The sequence below is a fragment of the Bradyrhizobium sp. WD16 genome (assembly GCF_024181725.1).
Taxonomy (GTDB): domain Bacteria; phylum Pseudomonadota; class Alphaproteobacteria; order Rhizobiales; family Xanthobacteraceae; genus Bradyrhizobium_A.
The window spans coordinates 3085422-3097947 of the sequence record NZ_CP028908.1 but is presented as its reverse complement, the minus strand read 5'-3'; the positions used below and the strand labels follow the sequence as shown (position 1 = coordinate 3097947).

The 12526-nt window shown below is 65.2% G+C and carries 11 protein-coding genes and 2 pseudogenes; 8 read left to right on the top strand and 5 right to left on the bottom strand.

All coding sequences use genetic code 11. From position 1 onward, the window contains the following. Positions 1–90: 90 nt before the first annotated feature. The 3 genes and pseudogenes from DB459_RS14385 to DB459_RS14375 form a co-directional block, all read right to left on the bottom strand. Positions 91–222 (bottom strand): annotated as a pseudogene (locus DB459_RS14385) (transposase); the annotation flags it as partial. A 74-nt stretch (positions 223–296) separates the two neighbouring features. After that, complete coding sequence (locus tag DB459_RS14380) at positions 297–449, bottom strand: hypothetical protein (RefSeq protein ID WP_253713751.1); 153 nt, start codon at positions 447–449, stop codon at positions 297–299. Between the two features lie 68 nt (positions 450–517). Then, positions 518–1240: a flagellar hook assembly protein FlgD gene (locus DB459_RS14375; RefSeq protein ID WP_253705930.1), complete on the bottom strand. Its 723-nt coding sequence runs from the start codon at positions 1238–1240 to the stop codon at positions 518–520. Positions 1241–1417: 177 nt separating this feature from the next. On the opposite strand from DB459_RS14375, the pseudogene DB459_RS14370 reads away from it, so the two are divergent. Together DB459_RS14370 and DB459_RS14365 are read left to right on the top strand one after the other, a co-directional pair. Then, positions 1418–1612 (top strand): annotated as a pseudogene (locus DB459_RS14370) (helix-turn-helix domain-containing protein); the annotation flags it as partial. Positions 1613–2237: 625 nt separating this feature from the next. Then, positions 2238–3176 (top strand): AraC family transcriptional regulator, encoded by a 939-nt coding sequence (locus DB459_RS14365; protein WP_253705928.1) that lies wholly within the window; start codon positions 2238–2240, stop codon positions 3174–3176. Positions 3177–3250: 74 nt separating this feature from the next. Here DB459_RS14365 and DB459_RS14360 read toward each other — a convergent pair whose 3' ends face one another. Further along, a complete protein-coding gene (locus DB459_RS14360) occupies positions 3251–5083 on the bottom strand; it encodes an amidohydrolase (RefSeq protein ID WP_253705926.1) in 1833 nt (610 codons plus the stop codon). Between the two features lie 307 nt (positions 5084–5390). On the opposite strand from DB459_RS14360, the gene DB459_RS14355 reads away from it, so the two are divergent. The 4 genes from DB459_RS14355 to DB459_RS14340 all read left to right on the top strand — a co-directional run bounded on the left by DB459_RS14355 (position 5391) and on the right by DB459_RS14340 (position 8616). After that, a complete protein-coding gene (locus tag DB459_RS14355) occupies positions 5391–6218 on the top strand; it encodes a hypothetical protein (RefSeq protein ID WP_253705923.1) in 828 nt (275 codons plus the stop codon). Between the two features lie 59 nt (positions 6219–6277). After that, positions 6278–6814, top strand: coding sequence for an amidohydrolase family protein (locus DB459_RS14350; protein ID WP_253705921.1), 537 nt, complete (start codon positions 6278–6280; stop codon positions 6812–6814). Positions 6815–6892: 78 nt separating this feature from the next. Then, positions 6893–8254: an amidohydrolase gene (locus DB459_RS14345; protein ID WP_256519396.1), complete on the top strand. Its 1362-nt coding sequence runs from the start codon at positions 6893–6895 to the stop codon at positions 8252–8254. Between the two features lie 32 nt (positions 8255–8286). Then, positions 8287–8616 (top strand): SMR family transporter, encoded by a 330-nt coding sequence (locus tag DB459_RS14340; RefSeq protein ID WP_253705915.1) that lies wholly within the window; start codon positions 8287–8289, stop codon positions 8614–8616. Between the two features lie 579 nt (positions 8617–9195). On the opposite strand, the gene DB459_RS14335 is transcribed toward DB459_RS14340, so the two are convergent. Continuing rightward, the gene (locus tag DB459_RS14335; protein ID WP_253705912.1) at positions 9196–9414 is read right to left on the bottom strand and encodes a hypothetical protein; all 219 of its coding nucleotides are present in this window, start codon (positions 9412–9414) and stop codon (positions 9196–9198) included. A gap of 130 nt (positions 9415–9544) precedes the next feature. Here DB459_RS14335 and DB459_RS14330 point away from each other — a divergent pair, with 130 nt between their 5' ends. Next, positions 9545–10654, top strand: coding sequence for an ATP-dependent RecD-like DNA helicase (locus DB459_RS14330; RefSeq protein WP_253705909.1), 1110 nt, complete (start codon positions 9545–9547; stop codon positions 10652–10654). A gap of 128 nt (positions 10655–10782) precedes the next feature. After that, the gene (locus DB459_RS14325; RefSeq protein WP_253705906.1) at positions 10783–12495 is read left to right on the top strand and encodes a glycosyltransferase family 39 protein; all 1713 of its coding nucleotides are present in this window, start codon (positions 10783–10785) and stop codon (positions 12493–12495) included. Positions 12496–12526: the final 31 nt, after the last annotated feature.

The window sequence follows — 12526 nt, the reverse complement described above, 5'->3', positions numbered from 1 at the left end:
GATCGTTGGGGCTCACGCCCCGCCTATTACGGGCCGCGAGGCATCAGCGCGGCGGGCGATCCGCGGAACAAATCGGCTTCCGGACAACAGGCCGTGCTCGAAATTGGTGACGACGAAGCGGATGTCGAGGCCGAGCTTCGTCGCCTCGATGCGGGCGACGGCACGCCGCTCGCGGTTCCATGATCTGGCCTTGTGGCGCGTCTGCACGTAATCGCGCACGACCGGCTTATCGGATACGGCGCGTTCGGATTATAGGACACCGGCTGCGGAACCGGCATTGGCATCTGCACCGGCTTTCAGCCATGCGCTGCGGTCGGATCGTCGATCGACGACATCGCCGGTCTTTCGCCGATCATGGACAGGCGATTGACCGCCGAGCAGCCGCCTGCAGGCACCATCAGCATCACCAGGAAGGCGACGAGCAGAGGACGATGAGCCGCTTGCGTCAAGCTCGGCGAAGCCACGCAATTGACGCGATCGGGGCTTCCGTCGCATGTGAATTGATCGCGTTTAATGGTCAAGGCGAATTGCGCACACCGGCCGAAGACGACCTCACCACTCGCTTGATCTTGTCCACGGTGTAGCTCTCGCCCCCGATCGACAACAGAACAGGACTTGCGCTCAGGTCGACCGAATCGACGGTGCCCTGCGTCTCTATCGATATCGCCACGCCCTGCCCGCTGCCGTCTTTCGCGCTCACGGTCAGCCTGTACCTGCCATCCGGCGCTCTACCGCCGTCGTTGCTCCTGCCATCCCACACGAAGCTGTTTTCACCCGCCTTGAGTCCGAGATTACCGGAGTACACGGTCTGACCGGCGGCGTTTGTGATCGCGACAGCAGCCTCAACGCCTTTTGGGGCGCGCATAGTCCAGAGCGCCGAGCCCCTGGCCAGCATTGCGGAGCTGCCTTCGACGACCGCCGTCGTGCCGACGAAGGCCAGAGCCTGGGTGGATTGCAAAGCTCGTTGTGTGCTCACGAGCGTCGCAAGCAAGTTGTTGCCCTTGAGTTGCTGTTCGACCTGGGCAAACTGGACGAGCTGCTGCGTGAACTGGTTGACCCCTAACGGGTCGAGCGGATTTTGATTCTTCAGCTGTGTGGTCAGCATCGTCAGGAACGTCTGGAAATTGTCGGCCAGTCCGACCGGTGACTGGGCCGCCGACCTGGCGCCCGCGTCCTGCATCTGCGATGTCGATGGTCGCGTGACGACGGTTGAGTTCGGCGCAGTCGCATCGGTAGCCATCAGCCCCCCACTCCCTCGATCTCAACGCGCCGGCCTGCGCGCCGCCGAAGGGACGCGATTGGTCAATGGCGAGCCTAAGAACAGCTGGACCTTGCAATAACCTTACGTCGAGCAGGCCCGACGCAATCGCGACCATGAATCGGGAAAACGGCTGTCGCGCGGCGTCGGCGCGGCTCCGGCCGCACCGTGGCCGATGTCGAGCGCGACCTGATCCTGGAAACGCTCAAGCACTGCCTCGGCAACCGCACCCATGCCGCCAACATCCTCGGCATCTCGATCCGCACCCTGCGCAACAAGCTCAACGAATATGCCGACGGCGGCCTGCCGATCACCCTGGCCGACGCCGGCGAATTGCGCAGCCCGGTGGCGTGAGCGGAGCGTTTCGCGGTCCGGAAAGACGCCTCAGCAAAGAAAGACGTGGACGGCCGGCCATGACGAGCAAGCCACGCTACATTCGCCGCACCCTGATTGCGCTCGCCCCTCGCCCGGATCGCTAACGCGATCCGACCTCTCCCTGCAAAGAGCGGGGAGAGGTGAGCATCAGCATCGCGGCATCTTCTTCACCTCGCCCCGCTTGCGGGGAGAGGTCGGCGCGAAGCGCCGGGTGAGGGGGCGCTCGCAACTGCGCAACCGAACTCATAACGGCACGACGCTCGCCACCATCGAATGGTCAGGCCGCGCTCGCCTGCGTTCGCTTGACCGCGCCCCGCTCTCCTCCGTCGTCGACCGGCTCGACCGGGCGACCGCGTACGCCGCGACGCTGATGCAGCGCATTGCGTCAGCCGCCGTGCGTCACAGCGACGGCACGGCGTACTGGGCCCTCCGCGTTCGCGGAGGGCGACAGCGGAATGGGCGTCGTCTCCGCGCGCACACCGCACGCTCCGTCGTCATGCCGCGTCGCCGTCGATTCGGCTGTGGACAACCGGAGCCCGCCCGCTGAGACGGAAACGCCGGCAATACACCGGCGATGATCGGCGCTGCTGCCTGATTCGGGCAAATGATCGCCGGCCGATCCTGCTTGCCGCCGATCTCGACGCCGTCGAAACACCCCACCGCCGAAACCCGACATGTCGAGCTCGACAGCCGCCATGGGACCCTCGAGCAGTTCGTCGGCGATCCGATGCCTCACGCATGGCTGGAGCTCGAGAAGCCGGCCAGCGAGATCGATTGGCGCGCCGAATACGGCGCAAGACGCGGCCTGTCGTGGTGGCAGGTCGATCTCGATTCGGACGTTGCGCTCGACCTCGTCGAAGAGGAGAAGTTCGCCGTCTCCATCCCGCTTTCGGGGGCGACCGAAACGCGGATCCGGAACAGGACGTTCGTCGCGGCTCCCGGCAGCGCACTGGTGATGGCCGTGCCCGAGACGCCGAAGGTCGTCTGCCATAGCCGCGGCCGCTACCGGTGCCTGACGCTCAAGTTCGATATCGGCCATGTGACCGGGCTGGTGTCGCCCCTCTACGAGGGGGCGACGCTCGGCCAACTCGAGCTTGCGCCATGCTTCGACCTGTCCTCCTCCGCGGGGGCAACGGTGGTCCGGCTTGCGCAGACGATCGCCACGACGACCCGCGGCCGATCGCTTCGCTCGCCCCGCCATATCCGGATGGCGATCGATTTCATGCACGCCAACATGCACGAACCGCTGACCATGGGGTACGTCGCAGAGGCCGTCGGAGTCAGCGAGCGGTCGCTGCAGGTCGGCTTCCGCCAGTTTCACAAGACGACCCCGCTGGCCTATCTGCGCGAGATTCCTCTCCAAGCCGTCCATTCGGAATTATCGGCGCCCGCGAACAGACTATCCGTCGCCGACGTCGCCGAAAAATGGGGCTTTGTCCATCTGGGGCGCTTTGCCGCTCTCTATCGAGCCGCCTTCGGCGTCCTGCCGTCCGAAACCGCGCGATCCGAACGGTTGAGATCCGGAAGCTTGAAGAGCAAGTAGCTATCCGTCCGTCCCAAACGAGCGCTCGTCGCGTCTTGGCCCGCCATCGACCGGATCGCCCGGCCGGGTGAACGTCATAGGCCGGCCCGATGCGTGATCCGGCCGTTCATCATGGTGAGCTGTACATCGACCTTGCCGATGTCGTGGGGCGCGACATCGAACAGGTTCTTCTCCAGCACGACGAGATCGGCGAGCTTGCCGGTCCTGATCGATCCGATCTCGTTCTCCTTGCGCAGCTGATAGGCGCCGTTGATCGTGTAACCGCGGATCAATTCCGCAACGGAGAGCCGCTCGCTCGCCGGCGCCAGCACCGGGCCGTCCGGCTTGCCGGGCTCCTGCCGCGTGTGGCCAGCCTGGATCGCTTCGAGCGGCTTGTAGACGACCTTGTATCCGGTGGCGAGCGCGTCCGTGCCGAACGATACGGTGACGCCCTGATCGATGAAGGACTTGAAGGTGTACTGCCGGTTGCCTCGCTCGCCGCCGAGATACTTCTGAACTCGCGCCAGATAGGGATCCGGCACGCCCCATTGGATCTGCGTGTTGGCCACGACGCCGAGCTGACGAAACCGCGAAATGTCCGAAGGGGCCGTCACGAAGGCGTGGCAGATCGTATGACGTCGGTTGCGCGCGCCGTTGGCCTTGATCGCGGCCTCGAACGCATCGAGCGTCAGGCGAACCGCTCCATCTCCGACGGCATGCACATGCATATCGAGCCCCTCGGCGTCGGCGGCGCGCACGACGCGATCGAGCACATCGGGAGGGAGCAGCATTTCGCCGCGCCAATCCGGCCGATCGGCATAAGGCTCAAGATAGTAGGCCGTGTGAGCCGCCTCGGTGCCATCGGCGACCAGCTTGAGGACGTTGGCCTCGACCAGCCCGCTCCTGTATTTCTTCTTATAGCCCCTGATGATTGGCAGCGGATCGATCTTCGGATCGTTGTAATAATATGAGCCGACGACACGCTGCAGCAGCTTGCCGCGACGTTCGAGGCCCATGAGGATGTCGAAGCCGTTGTGCTGCTGATCCGGCCAGATCGCAAAGCCCGCATCGAAGACGGTGGTGACACCGGCGGCCGCCAGCTTACGTTGCCATTCCTCCATTGCGACGACGGCGGTATCAATGCCGTACGGCCGGATGCCGTGTTTTTCCAGCGCTTCCAGCGCGACGAAGAACGCAGGCGGCTCGCAGATGAAGCCGGTCGGCTCGCCCGTTTTCGGGTCCTTCTCGAACCACGATGCGCCAGGCACGACGTCGCGCGGGGTATCCTTGGTGATACCCGCCATTTCGAGGAATTTGGAGTTGACCCAATAGTTGTGAAAGTCGTTCGAGACGAGCAGTACCGGGCGATCGGGAACGATCGCGTCCAACGGCTCCTTTCGTGGTCCCGTTTCGGGGAAACTCGTGACCATCCAGCCGAAGCCCTGGATGATCCTGTCGTTGGGATGAGAGTCGGCGTGTCGGCGCAGCGCGTCATAGACATCGTCGAGCCGTTCGTAATTCACCCAGGCGCCGCGGGCGAAGGTCGCGGTCGAGAGATGCCAGTGAGATTCGACGAAGCCCGGAAGCATCATGCGGCCGCCGAGATCGACGACCTCGGCGCCGCGGCGGATAAATTTGGCTGTGCCGGCATCATCGCCGACATGGACGATCCGGTTGCCCTTCACCACGACGGCTTGCGCCCAGGGCTGCGCGTCGTCGACGGTGTAGACGCGGCCGCCACGGAAGACGGTGGTGCGATCGGGCGCGGCCCACGCGTCGACCGATGGCGCGCTGGCGACCGAGGCCGTCGCCACCGCCGTGGCAATCACCTCGCGGCGGGTGAGCCCGCTTGCCCTGGCGGTTTCGCTGCTCGCATTCGATCCCGAGAAGAGTGATCCGAGACCTCGTCCGCCACAAACCATGCACATCGTGTCTCAGCCTTTCGTCCAGCGCTTCGGATGGGCCCGCGCGTCGGCGCCGACCTTGGCATCGTGCGGATCGAGATAGAGCAGCGGCGCCCGTTTCCCGAAGCAGAACTGCGTGCAGCTCGCCCGCCGGCTTTGATCACATCGGTTGCTTCAGCGCATCGTGACGGAGCCGCGAGCCTACCGGTCGAACCAGGATCGATTTGCGTTAGGGTCTGGTAAATGGAAAATCGGCTGGTTGTCTTGACGTATCTCAACCATTGCATCTCACGGGCTGCAAAATTCGGATAACGGCCAGAGATTTCGCAGAATGGATAATGGTGCTCGTGCGAGGGCTCCATCGTCGAGTGGTAGCGGTCCTGGCATTTCCGGTCTTGCTGATACGATCAGCGTCGGCCTGGAGAGTATCGCCGCACTGAACACGGGCCCGTACCGGCAGACCGCTCATGGTTTCAAGATTGAGCCAGTCATACCATTTCAACTCAACGCCGACTGGAATTTGGTCACGCGAACCACGGTCCCGGGGATGGCCCAGGTCCGCCTGTCGCCCGATCAGGGGCGAATCGGCGGGATCGGCGACATCAATCAGATCTTCGCCCTGTCACCCTCCCATGCGGGCAGCCTGATCTGGGGCGTCGGCCCGACCATCTCCTATCCAAGTGCGAGCGATCCGGCCCTGGGATCCGGCAAATGGAGCGCCGGCCCGACGGTGGTCGCGCTCACCATGCCCGGGCCCTGGGTGCTCGGCATCCTCGCCAACAACATCTGGTCGTTCGCCGGCCCCAGCGACCGCGCCCCGGTCAATCAGTTGATGGCGCAATATTTCATCAACTACAACTTTCCGGACGGATCTTACATCAGCTCGAGCCCGATCATCACGGCGAACTGGCTCGCCAAGGGCGGCGAGCGGTGGACCGTTCCGGTGGGCGGCGGCATCGGCAGACTCTTCATGGTGCAGAACCAACCGGTCGATGTGCAGTTCGGCGTCTACTACAATCTGAGGAAGCCCGAACTCGCGTCGCGATGGCAATTCCGCTTCAACCTGTCGCTTCTCTTCCCGAATGAGGGGCGGCAGCGGAAGGTGCGTTGGTGCTGTGCGCGCCCTCCCTCCGTCGTCGCCATCGGCTGGTGCTTTTGACGTGTCTCAACCGTCGCGTTCGGTGATCTGCGACGATCCGTGCAGCAGGAGGGGCAATCATGTGCATCGCGTGTGACTGGTCCAGGTTTCGCAACCTTCTCAAGTTCGACGGTGCGCCGTCATCGTCCGGGGCGCCGTCGCGGCGACGCGTTCTGCAGGCAGGGGCGGTGCTCGCGGCCGCCGGCATCGTGCCGGCTTCGCTGCCGACGCCCGCTGAAGCCCGGTCCGCCGGCATGAAGGCGGACATCGTCTTCCGCAATGGCGCCGTCTACACCGTCAGCGGCGGTCGGGAATGGGCGCGGGCGGTGGCCGTCCGGCGCAAGCGCATCGTCTACGTCGGCGACGACGCCGGCGTTCAAGCCTTCGTCGGGCCGGGCACGCGGGTCATCGATCTGGCGGGAAGGATGCTGCTGCCGGGCTTCGTCGAAGCTCACATCCACCCCATGGTCGGATCCGTGGTCACCAGAGGCGTTGACCTTCAGTTCGATACGCGCGACGAGACCATCGAGGCGCTCAAAGCCTATCGCGCTAGTGTGGCGTCTCGCAATTGCCTATGTCCTTTGCGGCAAGCCCCTGTAGGCAATTGCGAGACATAAGCCACACTAGCTTTTTGATTTTGCTAGTGTCCTGATGTCTCCGAATTACCGTGCGAGGGTGAGGCAAATGAAGCGGTAATTCGGAGACAGGACACTAGGATCGGGAAAGTCGACGTCGTGCGCGGCTTCGGCTGGCGCTACAACGCCTTCCCGGCAAGCGGGCCGCGCAAGGCGGATCTCGACCAGCTCTGGCCCGACACTCCGATGATTCTGATTGCGATCGACGGCCATTCCGCCTGGGTCAATTCCAAAGCCCTGGCAATGGCCAAGGTGACGAAGGCGACGAAGGACCCGCTCCCCGGCTTCAGTTATTTCCAGCGCGACCCGGCCAGCGGAGAAGCCACCGGCTATCTGGTCGAGCCGCCCGCGGTCTTTCACGTCGTCAAGGCGGTCTCCCCCTTCACGCCGGACTACATCACCCGATCGCTCGAGGAGTGGCTGCCGAAGGCTTCCGCAGCGGGAATCACGGCGGTGTATGACGCCGGAATGATCCTCCTGCCCGAACAGGTCGGTTTCGGGATCTACATGAGCCTGGAGCGCGAGGGGAAGCTGCCCTTCCGGGTCGTCGGCTCGACCTACCACAACGATCCCGCGATCGATCCCGTCCCGCGGATCAAGGCGTTGCGGCGGCGATTCCGTTCCGAACTCGTCCAGGCCTCCATCCTCAAGCTGAACATCGACGGCGGCGATCCGCAGCGCACCGCGGCGATGCTCGCGCCCTACAGCGACGATCCCGTCACGAGCGGCGACACCCTGCTGCCCCCCGACCTGTTCAAGGACACCGTCCGCCGGGCGGATCGGGACGGCATCGACATCCACGTGCACTCCTATGGCGATCGGGCCACACGTCTATCTCTCGACGCGATCGAAGCCGCCATCAAGGCCAATCCGCCGCACGACCGCCGCCACGCCTTGGCGCATCTGCTGGTCGTCTCGCCGCAGGATATTCCGCGTTTCGGCCGGCTCGGCGTCACGGCGCAATTTCAGGCCCAGTGGCCGGTGCCGGACCAGACCAACACGGGAGTGACGCGGCAGCGCCTGGGGCCGGAACGCTCGCAGTCGCTGATGCAGATGAATTCCATCCGTCGCCACGGCGACAATCTGTCGTTCGGCACGGACTGGCCCGCGGCCGGCTACTACAGCACCTATCGGCCGCTGGAGGCGATCGAGATCGCGACCACGCGGCGCGAGCTCAACAAGCCGGACCAGCCGCCGCTGCCGCCCGTCGACGAGCGGGTCAGCCTGGACGAGGCGCTGCGGGCCAACACGAGGGGTTCGGCCTACCAGCTCGGACTGGACCGGATGATCGGCTCGATCGAGGTCGGAAAACTGGCCGATCTGGTCGTGCTGGAGAAGAACCTGTTCGAAGTCGCGCCGCACGACATCCACAAGACGAGGGTGGTGATGACCGTGATGAACGGCCAGGTCAGGCACGAATAGCCCGCGGAGAAACGCTGAAGGAGAGTGCGTCGATGAAATGGGTCTATCTGGTGGTCGCCGTCTGCGGCGAGGTGTTGGGGACGACGGCGCTGAAATCGTCGGAAGGCTTCAGCAGGCTCGCCCCCTCGCTGATCGTCGTCATCGGCTACGGCATCGCGTTCTATTTTCTCTCGCTGACGCTCGACAAGATCCCGGTCGGAATTTCCTACGCGCTGTGGTCAGGCATCGGCATCGTGCTGATCTCGATCATCGGCTGGCTGTTTCTCGGCCAGCGCCTCGACGTCCCAGCGATGATCGGCATCGGCTTCATCATCGTCGGCGTGGCGGTCATCAACCTGTTCTCGAAATCGGCCGCGCATTGAGCGCCGCTCTGCGCGATGCGATGCGATGCGATGCAGGACGCGGTGCATGCTCGCAAAGCGGGCGAAAAGATGCTGCTTGAGCTTTATTCTCGTCATGGCCGGGCTTGTCCCGGCCATCCACGACTTTGAGCATCTCGGCAAAGGAAGACGTCGACGGCCGGGACAAGCCCGGCCGTGACGGAGAGAATTTAACTGCGCGCCAAGGACGGCCAATACGCCATCTGCTTGCCCTCCCACCAAATCGCAACCATCGACGTGACCAAACGTAAAAGTGTCGGTCATGTCTCCAAACAGGCGTCCGCTATGTCCCCGGGCTGAACAACGGAGCCCGGCCATGACGGCCGATTGCGGCTGCGCTTCGTTTGCTGGCGACGACGCCCCTCTCTCCGCCGTCACCGCCCGACTTGACCGGGCGACCCAGTACAGGGGATCGCTGGCTTGCACACGTCAGCCGCGGTGCACCACAGCCACCTCACCATTTACTGGGCCCTCCACTTGCGTGGAGGGCGACAGCAGAATTTTGAGCAGGCTCCGCGCCAGCCCCATCATCAATCAGCACGCGCGCGGCGCCGCCCCTATTCACGAATATTCCGGCGCGTCCGGCGAGCGGTAGATCTGGAAGGGCTTCAGCGGGTCCGGCCGGGTCAGGCGCTTGACCACGATATAGCCGGCGACGGCGAGGACCAGGAGGGCAAGGACCGTCACCGCAGCGGCGAGGAGGCGCCGGCGCACGCGCCGGGGCGGCGCGGATCTGGACCCGGACTTGCTGCTGCGCTGGTGCATCGGTTCCTTCCCCACCTTGTCGCCTGAGGGTGCATATCATAGCTGCCGCCCGGCTGCCGGGCTTGACGCCAAGGTGCCAGGCTGCGGTATGTACACGACCCGTTCGATCTTTGTCCCGCCCCAGAAAGCCTGTAACCAGCCACCGATGACCACTTTCACGCCCCACCAGGACGCCGCCCTTCGCGCCGTCGCCGACTGGCTCAAGGCCAAGCCCGGGCGGAACGGCACGCCGCTGGTCTTCCGGCTGTTCGGCTTCGCCGGCACCGGCAAGACCACCCTCGCCCGGCATATCGCCGAAGGCGTCGACGGCGCGGTCAAATACGCCGCCTTCACCGGCAAGGCGGCGCTGGTGATGCGCAACAAGGGCTGCGAAGGCGCCTCGACCATCCACTCGCTGATCTACCGCGCCCGGGAGACCGGCGAGGAACAGCCGAATTTCGAATTGTGGGACGATGCCCCCGCCTCGAAAGCCAAGCTGATCATCATCGACGAATGCTCGATGGTCGACGCCGAGCTCGGCCGCGATCTGTTGTCCTTCAGTGCACCGCTGCTGGTGCTGGGCGATCCGGCGCAGCTGCCACCGATCCAGGGCGGCGGCTTCTTCACCTCCGCCGAGCCCGACGCCATGCTGACCGAAGTGCACCGCCAGGCCAAGGACGACCCGATCGTGCGCATGTCCATGGCGGTCCGCGCCGGCGAGGAGCTGGAGATCGGCAGCTATGGCGACAGCGAGGTGGTGCCGCGCGACCGGCTCGACCCGGCGCGGGTGATGGGCGCCGACCAGATCCTGGTCGGACGCAATGCGACACGCCGGGCCTACAATATGCGCGTCCGCCAGCGCCTCGGCATCGAGGATCCGCTGCCCGTGGCCGGCGACAAGCTCGTCTGTCTGCGCAACAACCGCAAGAAGGCGCTGTTCAACGGCGGGCTGTGGCGGGTCAAGGCGCGGGCGCAATCCAAGTCGCGCATCGTCACCATGCGGCTGTCGCCGGACGAGGATTTCGGCGGCAAGGTGACGAAGGTGTCGGTGCGCGCCGACTGCTTCGCCGGCGGGATGGAGGATATTCCCTGGGAACAGCGCAAGCCCTACGACGAGTTCGATTTCGGCTACGTCCTCACCGTGCACAAGTCCCAGGGCTCGCAGTGGGACGACATCGTGCTGTTCGACGAAAGCTTCGCCTTTGCCGAAACCCGCGCCCGCTGGCTCTATACCGGGATCACCCGCGCCGCCAAACGCCTCAGCGTCGTGGTGTGACCGCAGCCCTCGCAGCTGCAGCATGAATTGTCGCCTTTTGGCCACTTGGCGGCGAGGCCGCTGCCAGCCTAACTAGGGCGGTCGATTGCCGGCAGCCCAGCCTGGGGCGATGCCGGTGCCGGGGGGCCATGACGGAATTCGTCTCCACTCGACCGCTCGCGGGGTCCGCCCCGCGAGACACGGCCCGGCTGTCCGTCCGCGGCGCCGTGCTGCGGCGGCTCGCCGCCTGCGACCCGTTCGATCTCGCCAGTTGGGCGCTGATCGCCGCGCTGGTGGTGATTGCGCTCTTCACCTTTCGCGCCTACGCCATTTCCAACGATGAGGGCGTCCAGCACCATTACGGCGAACTGATCATTGCCTATTACCGCAGCGGGCTGGTCGACCGCAGCGTCTTCTCCTTCGAGAATCTCTATCTCTATGGCGGCCTGTTCGACATCGTCGCCGTGCTGCTCGGCCAGCTGCTGCCGATCGACCCCTACGATCTGCGCCATATTCTCTGCGCCTTGACCGGCGTCAGCGGCATCGCCGCCGCAGCCGGCGTTGCCCGCCAGGTCGCCGGCCAAAGGGCCGGCCTGCTCGCGGCGCTGTCGCTCGCGGTCTGCGGTCCCTGGTATGGCGCGATGTTCAACCACACCAAGGACATCCCGCTCGCCGCGGCGATGGCCGGCGCAACCTTCTTCCTGATCCGCTGCGCCCGTCGGTTGCCGACCCCGCGTCCGGCGGATGTCGCCATGCTCGGGCTGCTCACCGGGGCCGCGCTCGGCATGCGGGTCCTCGGCCTGTTGCTGTTCTTCTATGCCGCGCTCGCCATCGTCATGGCGCTGCCGAAGCCGCTGCGCGGAGGAAGCCGCGACGACTGGCGGGACAACTTCCAATTCGCGCTGGCGTCCGTGCGGGCGCTGCTGCCGGCGGCGCTGATCGCCTATGCGCTGATGATCCTGGCCTGGCCCTGGGCGGCGCTGGCGCCGCTCAATCCAATCCGCGGCCTGTTCGCCTTTTCGGAGTTTCAATATCACATCCGCACCATCCTGGCCGGGCAGGTCTACGAGATGGCCAGCGTGCCGCGGCTCTATGTGCCGATCTACATCCTGGTGCGCGTGCCGCTGCTGACCTTGTGCGGCGCAGCCCTGGCGCTGGCTTTTGCGGCCCTGCCCCGGCTTGCGGCGGGACCGGTGCGGCGCAGGGACATCGCCCTGGTGGGCACCATGGTGATCTTCCCGCTCGCGATGCAGGTGATCTGCCACGGCCCCGCCTTCACGGGTCTACGTCATTTCCTGTTCGTCGTGCCGCTGCTCGCCGTTCTGGCCGGGGCAGGTCTCGATCTCGGTGCCGGCGCGCTCGCCGCGCGCAGCGGCCTGTTGGCGAGCGCCGCGCTCGCGGTGTTCGGCGCCGCCCTGCTCTGGGACGCGACCACGCTGGTGCGCCTGCATCCTTACGAATATCTCTTCTACAACTCGATGGTCGGCGGCCTCGAGGGCGCGTCGCGGCGCTACGACACCGATTACTGGGTCAACATCATGCCGGCCGCGGTCGAGGGCCTGGAATCCTATCTCACCCGCACCGAGCACACCGGCGCGGTCAGCCGCGCGCCGCACCGCTACACGGTCGCGGTCTGCGGCGAACGCATCGCCTTCGAGCACCGGGCCAAGTCGCGTCTATTGCAATGGATCCGGATGCAGCGCTGGGAACAGGCCGATTTCTTCATCGCGCCGACCCACATGAACTGCGACCGCATTCTCGACGGCAAGGTGATCGTCACCATCCAGCGCATGGGCGTGCCGATCGGCTACGTCAAGGATCGCCGCGGCCTGAGGCGGCCGCCGGCCCCGGCGACGCCCTGAAAACCGGACCCGCCTTTTTCTCGCATCGCCA

What these genes read in the sequence shown, in the direction of transcription:
- DB459_RS14330 (WP_253705909.1), top strand. Translation starts at nt 9,545, where the DNA reads ATGACCACTTTCACGCCCCACCAGGACGCCGCCCTTCGCGCCGTCGCC.
- DB459_RS14325 (WP_253705906.1), top strand. Translation starts at nt 10,783, where the DNA reads ATGACGGAATTCGTCTCCACTCGACCGCTCGCGGGGTCCGCCCCGCGA.
- DB459_RS14340 (WP_253705915.1), top strand. Translation starts at nt 8,287, where the DNA reads ATGAAATGGGTCTATCTGGTGGTCGCCGTCTGCGGCGAGGTGTTGGGG.
- DB459_RS14355 (WP_253705923.1), top strand. Translation starts at nt 5,391, where the DNA reads ATGGATAATGGTGCTCGTGCGAGGGCTCCATCGTCGAGTGGTAGCGGT.
- DB459_RS14350 (WP_253705921.1), top strand. Translation starts at nt 6,278, where the DNA reads ATGTGCATCGCGTGTGACTGGTCCAGGTTTCGCAACCTTCTCAAGTTC.
- DB459_RS14375 (WP_253705930.1), bottom strand. Translation starts at nt 1,240, where the DNA reads ATGGCTACCGATGCGACTGCGCCGAACTCAACCGTCGTCACGCGACCA.
- DB459_RS14360 (WP_253705926.1), bottom strand. Translation starts at nt 5,083, where the DNA reads ATGTGCATGGTTTGTGGCGGACGAGGTCTCGGATCACTCTTCTCGGGA.
- DB459_RS14365 (WP_253705928.1), top strand. Translation starts at nt 2,238, where the DNA reads ATGATCGCCGGCCGATCCTGCTTGCCGCCGATCTCGACGCCGTCGAAA.